Source organism: Streptomyces sp. NPDC004752 (genome assembly GCF_053601275.1).
Window position 1 is genome coordinate 12,147 of the sequence record NZ_JBSGBN010000045.1, and the last position, 17,037, is coordinate 29,183.

13 protein-coding genes are annotated in these 17,037 nt (G+C 71.4%); 6 read left to right on the forward strand and 7 right to left on the reverse strand.

Going from position 1 to position 17,037, the window contains the following annotated elements:
- Positions 1 to 187 precede the first annotated feature (187 nt).
- The 7 genes from ACWEKM_RS20080 to ACWEKM_RS20110 all read right to left on the reverse strand — a co-directional run bounded on the left by ACWEKM_RS20080 (position 188) and on the right by ACWEKM_RS20110 (position 9,448).
- The gene (locus ACWEKM_RS20080; RefSeq protein WP_451622532.1) at positions 188 to 2,947 is read right to left on the reverse strand and encodes a BTAD domain-containing putative transcriptional regulator; all 2,760 of its coding nucleotides are present in this window, start codon (positions 2,945 to 2,947) and stop codon (positions 188 to 190) included.
- Between the two features lie 50 nt (positions 2,948 to 2,997).
- Positions 2,998 to 4,008, reverse strand: coding sequence for an AfsA-related hotdog domain-containing protein (locus ACWEKM_RS20085; protein WP_451622533.1), 1,011 nt, complete (start codon positions 4,006 to 4,008; stop codon positions 2,998 to 3,000).
- A gap of 146 nt (positions 4,009 to 4,154) precedes the next feature.
- Complete coding sequence (gene fdxA / locus ACWEKM_RS20090) at positions 4,155 to 4,481, reverse strand: ferredoxin (protein ID WP_451622534.1); 327 nt, start codon at positions 4,479 to 4,481, stop codon at positions 4,155 to 4,157.
- Positions 4,478 to 5,533: a 2-oxoacid:ferredoxin oxidoreductase subunit beta gene (locus ACWEKM_RS20095; protein ID WP_451622535.1), complete on the reverse strand. Its 1,056-nt coding sequence runs from the start codon at positions 5,531 to 5,533 to the stop codon at positions 4,478 to 4,480. Before ACWEKM_RS20095 ends, fdxA begins: the two co-directional genes overlap by 4 nt.
- Positions 5,523 to 7,382, reverse strand: coding sequence for a 2-oxoacid:acceptor oxidoreductase subunit alpha (locus tag ACWEKM_RS20100; protein ID WP_451622575.1), 1,860 nt, complete (start codon positions 7,380 to 7,382; stop codon positions 5,523 to 5,525). The genes ACWEKM_RS20095 and ACWEKM_RS20100 overlap by 11 nt, the downstream gene beginning before the upstream one ends.
- A 187-nt stretch (positions 7,383 to 7,569) precedes the next feature.
- Entirely contained in the window at positions 7,570 to 8,178 is a 609-nt protein-coding gene (locus ACWEKM_RS20105; protein ID WP_451622536.1) for a response regulator transcription factor, read from the reverse strand.
- A gap of 82 nt (positions 8,179 to 8,260) precedes the next feature.
- Positions 8,261 to 9,448 carry a sensor histidine kinase gene (locus ACWEKM_RS20110; protein WP_451622537.1) on the reverse strand — a complete coding sequence of 396 codons (1,188 nt, stop codon included), beginning with the start codon at positions 9,446 to 9,448 and terminating at the stop codon, positions 8,261 to 8,263.
- A gap of 1,110 nt (positions 9,449 to 10,558) precedes the next feature.
- Here ACWEKM_RS20110 and ACWEKM_RS20115 point away from each other — a divergent pair.
- From ACWEKM_RS20115 to rfbH, 6 genes are all read left to right on the forward strand, one after another.
- Positions 10,559 to 11,845, forward strand: a complete 1,287-nt coding sequence (locus ACWEKM_RS20115; protein WP_451622538.1) for an activator-dependent family glycosyltransferase — start codon at positions 10,559 to 10,561, stop codon at positions 11,843 to 11,845.
- Between the two features lie 47 nt (positions 11,846 to 11,892).
- Positions 11,893 to 12,465, forward strand: a complete 573-nt coding sequence (locus tag ACWEKM_RS20120) for a dTDP-4-dehydrorhamnose 3,5-epimerase family protein (protein WP_451622539.1) — start codon at positions 11,893 to 11,895, stop codon at positions 12,463 to 12,465.
- Between the two features lie 120 nt (positions 12,466 to 12,585).
- Complete coding sequence (locus ACWEKM_RS20125) at positions 12,586 to 13,653, forward strand: glucose-1-phosphate thymidylyltransferase (protein ID WP_451622540.1); 1,068 nt, start codon at positions 12,586 to 12,588, stop codon at positions 13,651 to 13,653.
- Entirely contained in the window at positions 13,650 to 14,636 is a 987-nt protein-coding gene (gene rfbB, locus ACWEKM_RS20130) for a dTDP-glucose 4,6-dehydratase (protein WP_451622541.1), read from the forward strand. Before ACWEKM_RS20125 ends, rfbB begins: the two co-directional genes overlap by 4 nt.
- On the forward strand, positions 14,623 to 15,627 hold the full coding sequence (locus ACWEKM_RS20135; protein WP_451622542.1) for an NAD-dependent epimerase/dehydratase family protein: 1,005 nt from the start codon (positions 14,623 to 14,625) through the stop codon (positions 15,625 to 15,627). The genes rfbB and ACWEKM_RS20135 overlap by 14 nt, the downstream gene beginning before the upstream one ends.
- Entirely contained in the window at positions 15,624 to 17,009 is a 1,386-nt protein-coding gene (rfbH, locus tag ACWEKM_RS20140; RefSeq protein ID WP_451622543.1) for a lipopolysaccharide biosynthesis protein RfbH, read from the forward strand. Before ACWEKM_RS20135 ends, rfbH begins: the two co-directional genes overlap by 4 nt.
- The last annotated feature ends 28 nt before the right edge of the window (positions 17,010 to 17,037 follow it).

The window sequence follows — 17,037 nt, forward strand, 5'->3', positions numbered from 1 at the left end:
CCGCCGCCGCCCCCCCGCCCCCTGACGTCTTTAATGTTACGGCGCCCTCTGAGTTGTACACTACGAGGACAACTCTGTTCCCCTCCACGCCGCTCTTCCGATCTGCCCTGGTCGCGGCGCTGGCCGAGGAGGAACCGGAGACGCCCGCCCAGCCCCGGGGATAGCCCCGGGGCCGGACGGGTGGCCCTCACGCGGCCCGCTGGTCCGGCCGCACCGGATGGAACAGCCAGACCCCGGGCCGCACTTCGAGCGGGATCGAGGCCGCCGCGGCCGACTGGCCGGAGCCGAGCGCCAGGCGGAGCGCGGAAGCCGTGCGCCGCGCGTACTCGATCCAGCGGTGGTCGCCGGCCGAGCGCGCGGCGCTCTCGCACTCATCGAGGCGGGCCAGCGCCTCCTCGGGACGGCCCTCGCGCTGCGCCACCAGGGCCAGTCCGCGCAGCGACTCCGCCGCGCCCCGCACATCGTCGGCCGGCCGGCTCTCCGACAGGGCACGCGCATAGCCCCGCCCGGCCCGGCCGACGTGCCCCATCGCGAGCAGCGCGTCCGCCTCCGCGGACAGACAGCGGCCCGCCGCCGCCCGGTCACCGTGCCGGGTGAACAGCTGCCAGGCGCGGTGGTACCGGTCGACGGCCTGCGAGGTCTGGTGGCGCTGCCAGGACAGGTCGCCGAGGGACCGCAGGATCACGGCCTGCGCATGGCCGTCGCCCCACGCACGGGCCGCGTCCAGCGCGAGATCGTGTGTCGACTCCCACTCGTCCCACAGGGCGCCCGCCTCGTAGTAGCCGGCCGCGGCCGAGGCCAGGGCGCAGCACAGCCCCCACAGCCCGGCCGCATGGGCCTGCCGCACGGCCTCCGACAGACCCGCGGACTCCTCCTGGAACCAGCGTAGCGGCGCCCGGCCGACCACCTCCTCGGGCGAGACCCCGGCCACGGGTTCGGCCTCGTGGCTGAGCAGGTCCCGGCCGGGTGCCAGTTGCGCGTCCGCGTGCCGGGCCAGCGTCAGAAAGGCACGGCACAGCCGTTCCACGGCCGCGGGGCCCTCCTGCGGGGACTCCTCGGCCAGCACATCGAGGGCCAGCGAGCGCAGCAGCGCGTGGAAGCCGTAGCGGACGGGAGTCAGCCGCCCCGGCCGCCGCCGCGCCTCCAACAGATGGGCCTGCACCAGCCGTTCGGTGAGCCGTTCGGCCCGCGCCGGGTCCGTCGCGAGCAGCGCGGTCGCGGTCCAGGGCGCGAAGTCCGGCAGCGGGGCCAGCCCGAGCATCCGGAACGCGTGCCGGGCCTCCTCGTCCACGTCGTGGTAGGCGGTCAGCAGCGTGCTGCGTACGTCGAGGTCGCCGAGGGCGAGCGCGGCCAGCCGGGTGCGCTCGTCGCGCAGCCGCCGGGCGAGTCCGGCGGCGGTCCAGTGCGGGCGGGCCGCGAGTCCGGCTGCCGCCACCCGAAGGGCCAGCGGCAGCCGTCCGCACAGCCGGGCGATCTCCGCCGCCGCCTCCGGCTCGTCCCGCATCCGCTCACCGCCGCAGGCCGCGAGCAGCGCCTCGGCCTCGGGCGCGGAGAGCACGTCCAGGGTCAACTGCCGCACGCTGTCCAGCGCGCCGAGCACCTGACGGCTGGTCAGGATCACCGTGCTGTCGGGCAGCGCCGACAGCACCGGCCGGACCTGTGCCTCCGAGACGGCGTCGTCCAGGACGACGAGCATCCTGCGGCCCTCGGTGCGCCGGTGCAGCAGCTCCGCGAGCTCCGCCTCGGACGACGGCAGCGGTGGTTCCGCGCCGACGTCGGCTGCCGCTGCCGTCGACTGCGGCCCGCGCAGCCGTCGCAGCAGGGTCGCCATGGCGGTCCTCGGTTCGACGGCGCGCCCGCCGGCGTCCCGCAACGTCACCAGGATCCGCCCGTCGGGGAACCGGTCGGCGGCGCCGTGGGCCAGTCGCACGGCGAGCGCCGTCTTTCCGGCACCGGCCCGGCCCGACAGCACGAGCACCCTGTTCCGGCCGGGCGGATCGCCCGCCAGCACCCGCTCACCGAAGGCCAGTTGGTCCTCGCGTCCGGTGAAGTCCGCCACGGCCGGCGGCAGCCACACCGTGGGCCCCGCGTCCCGGCCGCCGCTCGCGGACCCCTCGGCCGACCCGCCGCCCGCGGACCCCTTCGCCGATCCGCCGGGCGCCCCATCGGCCGGGTGCCGGCCGGATTCGCCGACCGGAACGAGCCGGCGTTCCGGCTCGCCGTGCCAGGCCAGCGAGGGGTCGGAGGCCAGGATCCGCTCCTGGAGCCTGCTCAGTACCGGGCCGGGCTCCACGCCCAGCTCGTCGACGAGCGAGCGCCGCGCCTGCTGATAGACCTGCAGCGCGTCCGACTGCCGGCCGGACCGGTAGAGCGCCACCATCAGATGACAGTGCAGCGTCTCGCGCAGTGGATGCTCGTGGGCCAGGGCCATCAGCTCACCGACCAGTTCCTGGTGCTGCCCGAGCCGCAGATCGGCGGAGATCCGCTGTTCCAGCACCTCCGCGCGCAGCTCGTTCAGCCGGATCGCGGAGGTCTCCAGCGTGGGGCCGTGCGGTATGCCCGAGAGCGCGGGGCCGGTCCACAGCCCGAGTGCGCGGCCGAGCGCCCGCGAAGCGGCCTCGTACTCGCACCGGCCGTACGCGGCCCGGCCCTCGGCCCGCAGCGACTCGAAGACGCCCAGGTCGAGTTCCTCCGGGGCGACCCGCAGCATATAGCCGGGCGGCCGGGTCACCAGCGGCTGCTCCGTGCCCGTCCTGGCCACGGTGTCGTCGGCGCCCTCCAGCAGGGCCTTGCGCAGCTGGGACACATACACCTGGAGGGTGGTGGTGGCGGTGCGGGGTGGCTCCGCACCCCACAGTTCATCGATCAGCGTATGGGTGGACACCACCGTGTCGCGCTGCACCAACAGGGTGGCGAGGACCGCGCGCGGCTTGGCCGCGGACGGCATACGGGGCGTCATGTGCACTGGGCCGAGTACCCGGTATCTCATCGCGCGGCTCAGCAGTCCTGCAGCACGGACGCGGAGATCCGCGCCACGACCCGGCTGCCCTGGAGGAACGACAGCCGCAGCTCGACCACCGGTCGGCCCGCGGCGTCCCGGCACACCCGCCCGTCCGTGCGGCGCACGCTCTCCCGCACCGTGCAGTGCAGCGGCAGTCCGGGCTCGGCGAAGCCGCGGAAGGATGCCTGCCACCGGGACAGCACGGCGTGCGAGGGGACGAAGCCGCGCAGTTCGGCGGTGGCGAGCAGCCCCACCTGACGGGCCACCTCCAGGAACAGCATCGGCGGCACCTCGTCCGGCGCGTCGGGCGCGCACCGCAGCAGCCCGGCCGCCGCTCGCGCGTCGATGGGGAAGGCCAGTTCCGCATGGCCGTCCGCCCCGGTGCGCTCGGGCAGCCCGACCAGGACGTCACGGCCGTCCCGGTGACCCACCTGCTCGGGCCGCGGCACGCCCTGCGGGTACGGTTCGTCGTCCCAGCCCGCCAAGGACTGCTCGCTCTGCCGTCGGCCGAGGTCGCGATGGCCGCGGTAGACGCCCTGGGTGAGGAAGACCAGCCGGGCCGCGGCGGTGCCGCAGCGCTCTCCGTCGATGGAGACGGCGGCCTCGCACTCCAGGCCGCGCGGCACGCCGGCCACGACGTCGAGCGGTGTCATCCCGAGTTCCAGGGCGATCCCGGTCGGCCCCTCGCCGCGGCGCCAGGCGTCCAGACGGGTGATCGCGGCGCTGCCCGAGGCCACCACGGGATGCCAGCCGGGCGGCACTCTGAAGTAGCGGCGTGCCGCGAACAGCATGGTCTGGTGCAGCGACTCCACGGGGAACAGCAGATCGTGGTACTGCGACACACAGTCGCCGAACAGCGGGTGTTCTTCGGGTAGTTCTGCGGAGAAGGCGAAGTTCTGCCGTACGGGTGCGGTCGCCTTCAGTAGAAATGCCTCGGGGCTGGCCGGCCTGTGGACCAGATGGTGGGCCCCGAGGAGGGAGGGGGACGGAGCGGTGATGGTGTCCATGGGGAATCCTCTGCGGCGGTGTCCGGCGGCTCTGCGGAACGCTTGCTGGGCACGTGCGCTTGACGGGGTGCACGTTGCCCGACTCCGCTGAAGGACGGGGGAAGCCGCGCTGAAGCCCGAGGGGTCGCCTTCCGCACCGCCGCCGTTCAGCCCGCTTCGACCGGTTCTCCCGTCACGATCGGGTGGTCCTCGGCCAGGGGTTCGGCCCCGCTCGCCCCGCCGGACGCGCCGGCTCCGGCCGTCGCAAAGACCTCCCGTTCGGCGGTGAGATAGCCGGACCACTCGTCGGGCAGGGCGTCCTCGTAGAAGATCGCCTCGACCGGGCAGACGGGCTCGCAGGCGCCGCAGTCCACGCATTCGTCGGGGTTGATGTACATCTTGCGCGGGCCTTCGTAGATGCAGTCGACGGGGCATTCGTCGACGCATGCCTTGTCCTTGAGGTCCACACAGGGCTGGGCGATGACGTACGTCACGGGGTCTCCACGGTCCAGGTGTCGGGGCCGGCGAGGAGGGCGGCGAGGTCGCCCTTGCCGTGCCGCTCGACGGCGGTTTCGAGCTGGTCGGACATCGTGGCGTCGTAGACCGGCCGGGCCACGGACCGGAAGACGCCGATGGGTGTGCGGTGCAGGGTGTCGGGGTCGGCGAGCCGGGACAGGGCGAACGCGGTGCCGGGGCTCGCGCGGTGGGCGTCGTGGACGAGGACCTGTGCCTCGTTCTGCGGGGTGACCGTCACCACCCGGAGCTCGTCGGTCCGTGTGTCCCGTACGACGCCCTGGGCGCGGTCGGCGCCGAAGCGGATCTGCCGGCCGTGCTCCAGGCGGATCACGGCCTCCTCGGCCCGCCGACGGTCCTTGACGGCGTCGAAGGCGCCGTCGTTGAAGATGTTGCAGTTCTGGTAGATCTCGACCAGGGCGGTGCCGGGGTGGGCGGCGGCCTGCCGCAGGACCTCGGTGAGGTGTGCGCGGTCGGAGTCGACGGTGCGGGCCACGAACGATACCTCGGCGCCGATGGCCAGGGACACCGGGTTGAACGGCGCGTCGAGCGAGCCCATCGGGGTCGACTTGGTGATCTTGCCGACTTCGGAGGTGGGGGAGTACTGGCCCTTGGTAAGGCCGTAGATGCGGTTGTTGAAGAGGAGGATCTTCAGGTTGACGTTGCGGCGCAGGGCGTGGATGAGGTGGTTGCCGCCGATCGACAGTGCGTCGCCGTCACCGGTGACGACCCAGACGGACAGGTCGCGGCGCGAGGTGGCCAGGCCGGTCGCGATCGCGGGCGCCCGGCCGTGGATGGAGTGCATCCCGTAGGTGTTCATGTAGTACGGGAAGCGGGAGGAGCAGCCGATGCCCGACACGAACACGATGTTCTCGCGGGCCAGGCCGAGTTCGGGCATGAAGCCCTGCACGGCCGCCAGGATCGCGTAGTCGCCGCAGCCGGGGCACCAGCGCACCTCCTGGTCGGACTTGAAGTCGCGGGCCGAGAGCGGAACGTCCGCCTTCGGCACCATGGACAGTGCCTCAACGGGCATGGACGGCCTCCTTGAGAACGGTGACGAGCCGCTCGACCTTGAACGGCGTTCCGTCGACCTGGCTGTACGAGTCCGCGTCGACGAGGTACTTGGCCCGCAGCAGGGCGGCGAGCTGACCGAGGTTCATCTCGGGGACGATCACCTTGTCGTAACGTGCCAGCACCGCCCCGAGGTTGGCGGGGAACGGGTTGAGGTGGCGCAGGTGGGCCCGGGCGACCGGCTCGCCCGCCGCGCGCAGCCTGCGGACCGCGGCGGTGATGGGCCCGTAGGTGGATCCCCAGCCGAGGACGAGGAGGCTTGCCCCGTCCGGATCGTCGACCTCGATGTCGGGCACCTCGATGCCGTCGATCTTGGCCTGGCGGGTGCGGACCATGAAGTCGTGGTTGGCCGGGTCGTAGGAGATGTTGCCCGTGCCGTCCTGCTTCTCGATGCCGCCGATGCGGTGCTCAAGACCCGGCGTGCCCGGGACGGCCCACGGGCGGGCGAGGGTCCGCGGATCGCGCTTGTACGGCCGGAACACCTCGGTGCCGTCGTCCAGCGTGTGATTGGGGGCCTGCGCGAACTGCACGCGAAGATCGGGGAGTTCGTCGATGGCGGGAATGCGCCAGGGCTCGGAGCCGCCCGCGAGGTAGCCGTCGGAGAGCAGGAAAACCGGGGTGCGGTAGGTCAGCGCGATCCGGGCTGCGTCGAGGGCGGCGTCGAAGCAGTCCGCGGGGGTGCGCGGGGCGATGACGGGGACCGGGGCCTCGCCGTTGCGGCCGTACATGGCCTGGAGCAGGTCGGCCTGTTCGGTCTTGGTGGGCAGGCCGGTGGAGGGTCCGCCGCGCTGAATGTCGATCACCAGCAACGGCAGTTCCAGGGACACCGCGAGTCCGATGGTCTCCGACTTCAGGGCCACACCGGGACCGCTCGTCGTGGTCACCGCCAGGGACCCGCCGAAGGCCGCCCCGAGCGCGGCACCGATGGCGGCGATCTCGTCCTCGGCCTGGAAGGTCCGTACGCCGAAGTTCTTGTGCCGGGACAGCTCGTGCAGGATGTCCGAGGCCGGGGTGATCGGGTACGACCCGAGGAACAGCGGCAGGTCCGCCTGCCGGGACGCGGCGATCAGCCCGTAGGACAGGGCCAGGTTCCCGGAGATGTTGCGGTATGTGCCGGCCGGGAACGCCTCGGCGGCGGGCGCGACCTCGTAGGAGACCGCGAAGTCCTCGGTGGTCTCGCCGAAGTTCCAGCCCGCGCGGAACGCCGTCAGATTCGCCTCGGCGATCTCCGGCCGCTTCGCGAACTTGGCCCGCAGAAACTTCTCCGTGCCCTCGGTCGGCCGGTGGTACATCCACGACAGCAGACCCAGCGCGAACATGTTCTTGCTGCGCTCGGCCTCCTTGCGGCTGAGGTCGAACTCGCCCAGCGCCTCCACCGTCAGCGTGGTCAGCGGCACCGGGTGCAGCCCGTAGCCGTCCAGCGAGCCGTCCTCCAGCGGGCTGGTGGCATAGCCGACCTTCCGCATCGCCCGTTCGGTGAACTCGTCCGTGTCGACGATGATCTCCGCGCCGCGCGGAAGGTCGCCGATGTTCGCCTTCAGCGCGGCCGGGTTCATCGCCACCAGCACGTCCGGTGCGTCGCCGGGCGTGAGGATGTCGTGGTCGGCGAAGTGCAGCTGGAACGACGAGACACCCGGCAGGGTGCCGGCGGGCGCCCGGATCTCGGCGGGGAAGTTCGGCAGCGTCGCCAGGTCGTTGCCGAAGGACGCCGTTTCCGCGGTGAAGCGGTCACCGGCGAGCTGCATCCCGTCGCCGGAGTCCCCCGCGAACCGGATGATCACCCGGTCCAGGCTGCGGACCTCGTGGGCCAAACGAGCCGTCGCGTCCGTGTTTCCGGGGGCGCTCGTGTCACTCGTGTCAGTCGTGTCAACGGCCACCGGCCGCTCCTTCCCGTCGCCGCAGCTGGCTGCCTGCCGCCGCACGGTAGTGAGCGCCCCTTGTGACCGGCCAAAGCCGGTCCGCGAGGCCGTGGGGCTCGGCCGGAACGTCTGGACACCGTCACGGCAGCCAGTCCGCCTCCCTGGCGATGCGGATCGCGTCGACGCGGTTGCGCGCGTTGAGTTTGTTGACGATGGTGGTGAGGTAGTTACGCACCGTCCCCGCCGACAACCGCAGCATGGAGGCGATCTCCCGTGCCTCCGCGCCCTCCGCCGCGAGCCGTAGTACCTGGGTCTCCCGGTCGGTGAGGGGGCTCTCGAACTCGCCCCAGGCGGCCAGCGCCAGTTCCGGGTCCACGGCCCGCTGACCCGCCGCCACCCGCCGTACGGCCAGGGCGAGTTCACCGGACGGAGCGTCCTTGAGGAGATAGCCGGAGACCCTGGCCTCCAGGGCCCGGCGCAGGGTGCCCGGACGGCCGAGGCTGGTGAGGATGAGGGTGCGGCACTGGGGGAGCCGTTCACGCAGCAGGGTGGCGGCCGACAGCCCGTCGACACCGGGCAGGTCGATGTCGATGATGGCGACATCGGGCCGGTGTTTGAGCGCCATGTCGACGATCTCGTCCCCGCGTTCGACCTCGCAGATCACTTCGAGATCATCCTGGAGATTCAGCAGAGCGACCAGGGCGCCGCGGACCATGTTCATGTCCTCGGCGAGCAGTATCCGTATCACTGAGCTCCCGTCTGCGGTCCGTTGGTGGGGCCGGATCGTGGCGAGGTGTCGTGGTCCGTACTGGTGCCGTACCGGCACTCGATCATGCGGCCGAGCCATTGGGTGGGAACACGATGTCCCGTGTTTCTGCGGGTGTTTCCGTCGGTTTTCTGGCGGGTGCTTCGGCGACCAGGCGGAATACACCGTCCTTTCCGAGATCCGATTCGAGGCGCCCGCCTATTGCGGTCATACGGGTGCGCAGATTTCCGAGTCCGTTGCCACTGTCGGGCTCCGGGTTGTGGTAAGCGGGGTCGACGCCGTCGTTTTCGACCACGAGTCGGATGACGCCGTCGTGTTGGGCTGCTCCGATACGGCAGTGCGCGGCGTTGCTGTGGCGCAAGAGGTTGGTGACGGCTTCGCGCAGGGTGGTGGCGAGCGCGGTGTCGATGTGCGGTGAGAGCGTGCCGAGTTCGCATTCCGTGCGGATCTCGATGCCGGCGGCGTGCAGCATGGACTGTGCCGTTCTGATCTCCTGCTGGAGCGACAGGGTGCGGTAACCGCTGGCCGCTTTGCGGACGTCGGTGAGGGACTGGCCGGCGATGGCCAGGACCTCGTCGATCTCTTTCATGGCACGGGCGGGCTGGGTCGGGATGAGCTGGTGGACGAGTTCGCTCTTGAGCGTGATGGCGGAGAGGCTGAAGCCGAGGAGGTCGTGGAGGTCGCGGGCGAAGCGGAGCCGTTCTCCGGTGACCGCCTGACGGGCCAGTTCGCCGCGGGTGGTGTGGAGGTGGGTGATGAGTTGGGTGAGCCGGGTGAGTCCGTACACGACGAGCCCGGTGAGCAGGGTGGTGTAGGTGAGGTGGATGCTGTGCAGCAGGGGTCGGCCCTGGAGCAGGGCGGGGACGAGGACGCTGAGCCCCACCGTCGCGCAGAGGGGCCAGGCCGCGCGGCGCGGCAGCAGAAGCAGGAGGGAGCCGGCGAGATAGCCGGCCATGGTCTCCCACAGGGTCCGGAAGAGCACGAACGGCAGATAGGTCAGGAGTGCCTGCAAGGTCAGGGTCAGGTAGGTGCGCCGCGGGGACGCCCGGTTGCCGTCCGGCGCGCAGTGCAGGAGCTGCAGCGCGAGGAGCGCCAGCAGCAGGACCAGACCGGTCGCCTTGGCCGCGAGGGACACCCCGGCGGTCAGGATGCTGGTGGTGGTCAGCAGCGCATAGCCCAGCAGCGCGGTGATGAGGACGGTGCGGGCGATCCGGGGAGCGGGGAAGGGGGGTACGGGTTCGGGCGGGGCCACCGCCCCGGGTCTGTCGGCCCTCGACTCGTCAGCGCCGTCGGAACGGTCGTGACTGTCCATCATCCGCACGGCCCCCCGCAACTATGTGCGCCATCCTGCCTGCGGGGATGATAAGTCACCGTTGTAAAGAATGTGCGGCGATCAGGGTTGTGAGAGTTCACATTTTCGCTACCAACAACTGGCGAAACAGAAGGTGAAACGGATTCACCTTTTCCGGTCGACGGACCCCTCGCTTCTCGCCAAGAGTTACGGGCGGAGGAAAGTCGGCCCGGGCGGGGGTGCGCCCAGAACTCCCGTATCCGGAAACGGTCCTTTCGGCCGCCCGAGCGCCGGGCCCGCCTCCGCGTCCGCTCCCGCCGAGGGACCGCGGCGCCGCGTGCCCCTGGGAACCGCTCGCCCCGCGCCGTGACCGCACGGCGTCCGAGCGAAGACTTGGCCGCTGCGGCGGCCGGGGCCACATGTCGTGGCGGCGCGGTCGCCCACCGCCCGGGTGCGACCGGAGAGCCGGAAGACCGGGGCCGGTCCACGGACGCCCCCCGGCCCCGGCCCGCACGGCAACGCGCCGTACGGGCCGGGGCCTTGGACCTTTCCACCCGCCGGGAACGGCCGCGTGCCGGGCTCGGCCACCTGCCGAGACCGGTCGCGTGCCAGGGACGGACGGTCGCGGTATCGGACCGGGTCGCGGTATCGAACCGGTGGGTCGAGCCGGCCGCCGCCCGGCCGCCGCCGCACCGCATCCGGCTGGTCGGGCTACCAACCGACTCCCGCCGTACCGAATCCGACTGAACAGACCCCACCAACCGAGTCCCGTCGTACCGCACCCGGCCGTTCGGGCCGCCAGCTGACTGCCGCCGTACCGCATCCGGCCGTTCGGGCCGTCAACCGAGTTCCGTCGTACCGCATCCGGCCGTTCGGGCCGCCGACTGACTTCCGCCGTACCGCACCCGGCTGTTCGGGCCGCGAACCGCATGGATCGCCCGCCGAGTCCGCGAGCCCGTGCGGCGCGTCGTTGCCCGCTCGCCTGCACAAGCGGCTCTTTAGAGCCCCCTCACAGGATTCGAGCGAACAGCACGCGTCGGCGTCGGGCCGGCAGTCTCGGAGAGGTCAGCGATGCGCGTTCTATTCACCATCTTTCCGACATCGGCACATCTGTATCCGGCCATCCCGCTGGCCTGGGCCTTGCAGAGTGCCGGTCATGAGGTCGTCCTGGCGAGCCCCGAGGGCGTGGTCGACCCCAAGGTGATCCCCAACATCACCTCGGCCGGTCTCACCGCCGTGTCGCTGGGCGGCAAGGAGGAGCTCACCGCCTCGCTGGCCCCGCTCATCGCCGCCGCGGGCCCGGGCCGGCCCACTCTGGCGCTCGACCCCGACGACGCGAACGCCTGGCGCACCACCAGGGCCGTCCTCGGGGGCATGTTCAACGCGTACTACCCGCGTGAGTCGGCCGAGGGCGGGCGGCGGCCGGTCCTCGACAACCTGGTGGAGTTCGCCCGCAGCTGGCGCCCGGACCTGGTGCTGTGGGATCCGCTGGCGCCGACCGGTGCCGTGGCCGCCCGCGCCTGCGGCGCCGCACACGCGCGGCTGCTGTTCGGCATGGACAACATCGGCCTGATCCGTGACAGGACGCGGCAGGAGCTGGCCGATCCGTCCTCGGGGCTGACCGAGGACCCGTGGCTGCAGTGGCTGGGCCCGGTGCTGGAGCGTTACGGCCTCGACTTCACCGAGGAGACGCTGGTCGGCCAGTGGACCCTGGACCTCACCCAGTCCCGGATGCGCAACCCGCTGGATCTGACGTACATCCCGGTCCGCCGGGTCCCCTACAACGGGGCCGCCATGCTTCCCCCGTGGCTGCACTCCCGGCCCGAGCGGCCCCGCGCGGTGCTCACCCTGGGGGTGAGCCGCCGACTGCTCGCCGGTCAGCACAGCGGCTTCCCGATGCGGGAGTTCTTCGACTCCGTCTCCGGCCTGGACCTGGAACTGGTCGCGACGCTGAACGGCGAGCAGCTCACCGCCGTGGGCACGCTCCCGGACAACGTCCGCGCCATCGAGTACGTACCGCTCAACCAGGTGCTGCCCACCAGCTCGGCCATCATCCACCACGGCGGCGGCGGGACGTTCGCCGCGGCCGTGGCCTGCCAGGTGCCGCAGCTCGTCGTGCCGCTGCCGATGTGGGACGAGATGGTCACGGCCCGCTATGTCGTCCGCCGGGGCGCGGGACTGGCCGCCGACCCTGCGGCGATCGACGTCGCCGACCTGCACAAGGATCTCGTCCGGCTCCTTGAGGAGCCGTCCTTCCGGCTCGGGGCCCGCGGTCTGTACGAGGACATGCTGGCCGCCCCGGCGCCCAAGGACGTGGTCCCCGTCCTGGAGCGGCTGACCGCGGAACACCGCGGCTGAGGCCCGCACCGCACGAGTCGAATCCAGGACGGGAAGGCGAGCGAGCCGTGCGCATCGAGGAAACCACCATCCCCGGCACGTTCCTGATCGAGCCGGACCACATATCCGACGACCGGGGGGTGTTCTACGAGTCGATGCGCTCCGACGAACTGGAGCGGTCCGCCGGGATCGATTTCAGCCCCCGGCAGATCAACTACTCGGTGTCCAGGCGGCACACCCTGCGCGGCATCCACAGCGTGCGCATCCCCCCGGGGCAGGCCAAGTTCGTCACCTGCGTCCGGGGCGCGCTGCGGGACATCGTCGTCGATCTGCGGATCGGTTCGCCCGCCTTCGGCCGGCACCAGGTGAACGAGCTGGACGCCGCCTCCGGACGGTCCGTGTACGTCCCGGAGGGTGTCGGCCACGGCTTCCTGGCGCTCACCGACGACGCCTGCATCTGCTACGTCGTCTCCAGCACCTATGTCCCCGGCACACAGATCGACATCAACCCGCTCGACCCCGACCTGGACCTGCCCTGGGACTGCGCCGGGACACCCCTGCTCTCGGACAAGGACGCGAAGGCACCCACGCTGGCCGAGGCGCTGACAGCAGGCATGCTGTCCGAATTCCACGCCGCCTGACGCGGCATCACCCCTGTCCTGCCCGCCGTCGGCGCACGGGACGACGCGTGCACGGCCGAGCGGCCGGGAACCGCGCACCAGACCGAAGAGGCATCAACCCATGAATCGAGAGGACCTGCCATGAAGGCTCTGGTGCTGTCCGGCGGATCGGGCACCCGCCTACGGCCCTTCAGTTACTCGATGCCCAAACAGCTCATCCCCATCGCCAACACACCGGTCCTGGAATACGTACTGAGGAACATCCTCGACCTGGGTGTGACCGAGATCGGGATCATCGTCGGCGACCGCGCCCCCGAGATCCGCCAGGCACTCGGGGACGGATCGCGGTTCGGGGCCCAACTGACCTACATCCCGCAGGACGCTCCGCTCGGCCTCGCGCACACCGTCGCCATCGCCCGGGACTTCCTCGGCGACGACGACTTCGTGATGTACCTCGGCGACAACATGCTGCCCGAGGGGATCGCCGGCATCGCCGAGGAGTTCGCCGCGCACCGCCCGGCCGCCCATGTCGTGGTGTACAAGGTCCCGGACCCGCGCGCCTTCGGTGTGGCCGAACTCGGCCCCGGCGGCGAGGTGCTGCGCCTGGTGGAGAAGCCGGCGCAGCCGCGCAGCGACCTGGCCCTGATCGGCGTGTACTTCTTCACCGCCGCCATCCACGAGGCGGTGCGGGCCATCGAGCCCAGCGCCCGCGGCGAGTTGGAGATCACCGACGCGATCCAGTGGCTGGTGTCGTCGGGCGCGGACGTACGGGCCGGCCAGTACGAGGGCTACTGGAAGGACACCGGGAACGTCGAGGACGTCCTGGAGTGCAACCGGCACATCCTGGAGGGCCTGCGGCCCCACATGGCCGGCGCGGTCGACGACGCCAGCGTGCTGGCGGGACCGGTCGTCGTGGAGGAAGGGGCGCGCATCGTGCGCTCCCACGTCGAGGGGCCGGCGATCATCGGTGCCGGCACGGTCGTGGAGGACAGCCACATCGGCCCGCACACCTCCATCGGGAGCGGCTGCACGGTCAGCAAGAGCCGGCTGGAGTACTCCATCGCCCTGGACGGTGCGTCGGTCACCGGCGTGCAGGGCCTGCGCAACTCCGTCATCGGCCGCTCCGCCTCGGTCGGCACCAGTGAGCAGAGCACGGACGGTTACCGCCTGGTCGTCGGAGACCACACCCGAGTGGAAGTCGCGGCATGAGGATCCTCATCACCGGCGCGGCCGGTTTCATCGGCTCCAACTTCGTCCGCAACCTCCTCGCGGACACCTATGCGGGCTGGGAAGGCGCCCAGGTCACCGCCCTGGACAAACTCACCTACGCCGGCAACCGCGCCAACCTGCCGGCCTCGCACCCGCGCCTGGAGTTCGTCCGCGGCGACATCTGCGACGCGGGCCTGCTGCGCGAACTGCTGCCCGGACACGACGCGGTGGTGCACTTCGCCGCGGAGTCCCACGTGGACCGCTCGCTGCAGGGCGCCGGAGAGTTCTTCCGCACCAATGTCCTCGGCACCCAGACGCTCCTCGACGCCGTGCTGGACAGCGGGGTCGAACGGGTCGTGCACGTCTCCACCGACGAGGTGTACGGCTCGATCGAGGAGGGCTCCTGGCGCGAGGACTGGCCGCTGCTGCCCAACACCCCCTACGCGGCGTCCAAGGCATGCTCCGACCTGGTCGCCCGCACCTACTGGCGCACCCACGGTGTGGACCTGTCCATCACCCGCTGCTCCAACAACTACGGGCCGCACCAGCACCCGGAGAAGCTCATCCCGCTGTTCGTCACCAACCTGCTGGAGGGGCGGCAGGTGCCGCTGTACGGCGACGGACGCAACATCCGCGAATGGCTGCACGTGGACGACCACTGCCGTGGCATCCACCTCGTGCTCCAGGGCGGCCGGGCCGGTGAGGTCTACAACATCGGCGGCGGCAACGAGCGGACCAACCGCGCCATCACCGAGCGGCTGCTCGAACTGACCGGCTCCGGCCCGGAGATGATCCGTCACGTCGCCGACCGCAAGGCACACGACCTGCGGTACTCCATCGACGAGTCCAAGATCCGCGAAGAACTGGGCTATGCGCCGCTGACCGGGTTCGACGAGGGCCTGGCCGCCACCGTGGCCTGGTACCGGGACAACCCCGACTGGTGGAAGACCGTCAAGTACGGGGCCGAACGTGCCGACGGCTGACAGCGGCGCGGCGGCCGGGCTCCATGTCGTGGTGCTCGGCGGCACCGGCTACCTGGGCCGCCGGATCGGCGCGGCGTTCTGCGCCGACGGCGCCCTGGTGCACCTGGTGTCCCGGAACCCGGCCGAGGACGGCCCGGCGGAGGGGCAACACGTCCGCCTGGACCTGCTGGCCGCCGGTCCGCGGGAACTCGGCTCATTCTTCGGCTCGGTACGGCCCGATGTGGTGGTCAACGCCGCCGGCCTGGTGTGGCGGGGCGACGAGACCGAGATGACCGCGGGCAACGCCGACCTGGTCGCCCGGGTCACGGAGGCACTCGCACAGCTGCCCCGCCCGCCACGGCTGATCCAACTCGGCACCGTCCACGAGTACGGCGCCGGCACGCCGGGCGTCGGCACCCGCGAGGAGCACGAGCCCGCTCCCGTCACACCGTACGGGCGCACCAAACTGCTCGGCACCCGGGCCGTGCTGCGGGCCACGGCCGAAGGCGGCCTGGACGGGGTGGTGCTCCGCCTCGCCAACGTGATCGGCGCCGGGGTGCCGGCCGGCAGCCTCTTCGGCCGGGTCGCCGCGCACCTCGGCGAGGCCGCGCGCGCCCGGCAACGGGGCGAGAAGCCGGACGAGTTGAGGCTTCCGCCGCTGCGCGCCCACCGCGACATCGTCGATGTGCACGACGCCGTCGACGCCGTACGGGCCGCCGCCACCGCGCCCGGGTGTGAACTCAGCGGCCAGGTGGTCAACATCGGCCGCGGCGAGGCGGTCCCGATGGATGCGCTGATCCACCGCATGGTCGAACTCAGCGGCGTGCACCTCCCGGTCGTCGAGACCGTTCCCGACCAGCCCTCGCGCACCGATGCGCAGTGGCAGCAGCTGGATGTCTCACGGGCGCTGCGGCTCCTCGGCTGGCAGCCCCGGCGCCCCCTCGACGCCTCGCTGCGCGACCTGCTCTCGGCCACGGTGCCGACGCCCGTCAACGGAAGGACACGACGATGAGCGACAACAGCCTCACCAGCAGCAACAGCGATAACGACAGCAACAGCGGCAGCGCCGGCAGCGTCGGCAACGACAGCACCGGCGGCTACAAGGAACAGGTGCTGGACGAGGTCCGCAGGTACCACCGGGAGACCGCGCCGAGCCGCGAGTTCGTGCCCGGCGTCACCGAGATCTGGCCCTCCGGCGCGGTCCTGGACGAAGCGGACCGGGTCGCCATCGTCGAGGCCGCGCTGACCATGCGCATCGCCGCCGGACCCAGCTCGAAGAAGTTCGAGTCCGCGTTCGCCAAGCGCCTGAAGCGACGCAAGGCCCATCTGACCAACTCCGGTTCGTCGGCGAACCTGCTCGCCGTCACGGCCCTCACCTCGCACCAGCTCGGCGACCGGCCGCTGCAGCCGGGCGACGAGGTGATCACCGTCGCCGCGGGCTTCCCCACCACCGTCAACCCGATCCTGCAGAACGGGCTGCTGCCGGTCTTCGTGGACGTGGACCTGGCCACCTACAACACCACGGCCGACCGGGTGGCGCGGGCCATCGGCCCGAAGACCCGGGCGATCATCATCGCGCACGCGCTCGGCAACCCCTTCGAGGTCGCCGAGGTGGCCCAACTCGCCAAGGACCACGGCCTGTTCCTCATCGAGGACAACTGCGACGCGGTCGGCTCCACCTACGACGGACAGCTCACCGGCAGCTTCGGCGATCTGACCACGGTCAGCTTCTACCCCGCGCACCACCTCACCATGGGCGAAGGCGGCTGCGTCCTCACCTCGAACCTGGTCCTCGCCCGCATCGTGGAGTCGCTGCGCGACTGGGGCCGGGACTGCTGGTGCGAACCCGGCAAGAACAACACCTGCTTCAAGCGGTTCGAGTACCAGATGGGCAACCTGCCCGCCGGCTACGACCACAAGTACATCTTCTCCCACGTCGGTTACAACCTGAAGGGCACCGACATCCAGGCCGCCCTCGGCCTCGCCCAGCTCGACAAGCTGGACGGCTTCATCGAGGCGCGCCGACGCAACTGGCGACGGCTGCGCGAGGGACTGGACGGCGTGCCGGGCCTGCTGCTGCCCGAGCCGACCCCGCGGTCCGAACCGAGCTGGTTCGGGTTCGTCATCACCGTCGACCCCAAGGCCCGCTTCACCCGCGCCGAACTGGTCGACCACCTGGAGGAACGGAAGATCGGCACCCGGCGGCTGTTCGCCGGCAACCTCACCCGTCAGCCGGCCTACATCGGCCGGCCCCACCGCATCGTCGGCGACCTCACCAACAGCGACGTCATCACCGAGCACACCTTCTGGATCGGCGTCTACCCGGGCCTCACCGACGAAATGCTCGACTACATGACCGCCACGATCAAGGAGTTCGTGGCCCAGCGCGGCTGAGCCCGACGGACCGCCTCCCACCCAGAGA

Bases quoted from the DNA above. Each gene is read 5' to 3' on its own strand.
- ACWEKM_RS20080 (WP_451622532.1), bottom strand. From the start codon at position 2,947: ATGCCGTCCGCGGCCAAGCCGCGCGCGGTCCTCGCCACCCTGTTGGTG.
- ACWEKM_RS20085 (WP_451622533.1), bottom strand. From the start codon at position 4,008: ATGGACACCATCACCGCTCCGTCCCCCTCCCTCCTCGGGGCCCACCAT.
- ACWEKM_RS20095 (WP_451622535.1), bottom strand. From the start codon at position 5,533: ATGCCCGTTGAGGCACTGTCCATGGTGCCGAAGGCGGACGTTCCGCTC.
- ACWEKM_RS20115 (WP_451622538.1), top strand. From the start codon at position 10,559: ATGCGCGTTCTATTCACCATCTTTCCGACATCGGCACATCTGTATCCG.
- ACWEKM_RS20125 (WP_451622540.1), top strand. From the start codon at position 12,586: ATGAAGGCTCTGGTGCTGTCCGGCGGATCGGGCACCCGCCTACGGCCC.
- rfbB (WP_451622541.1), top strand. From the start codon at position 13,650: ATGAGGATCCTCATCACCGGCGCGGCCGGTTTCATCGGCTCCAACTTC.
- rfbH (WP_451622543.1), top strand. From the start codon at position 15,624: ATGAGCGACAACAGCCTCACCAGCAGCAACAGCGATAACGACAGCAAC.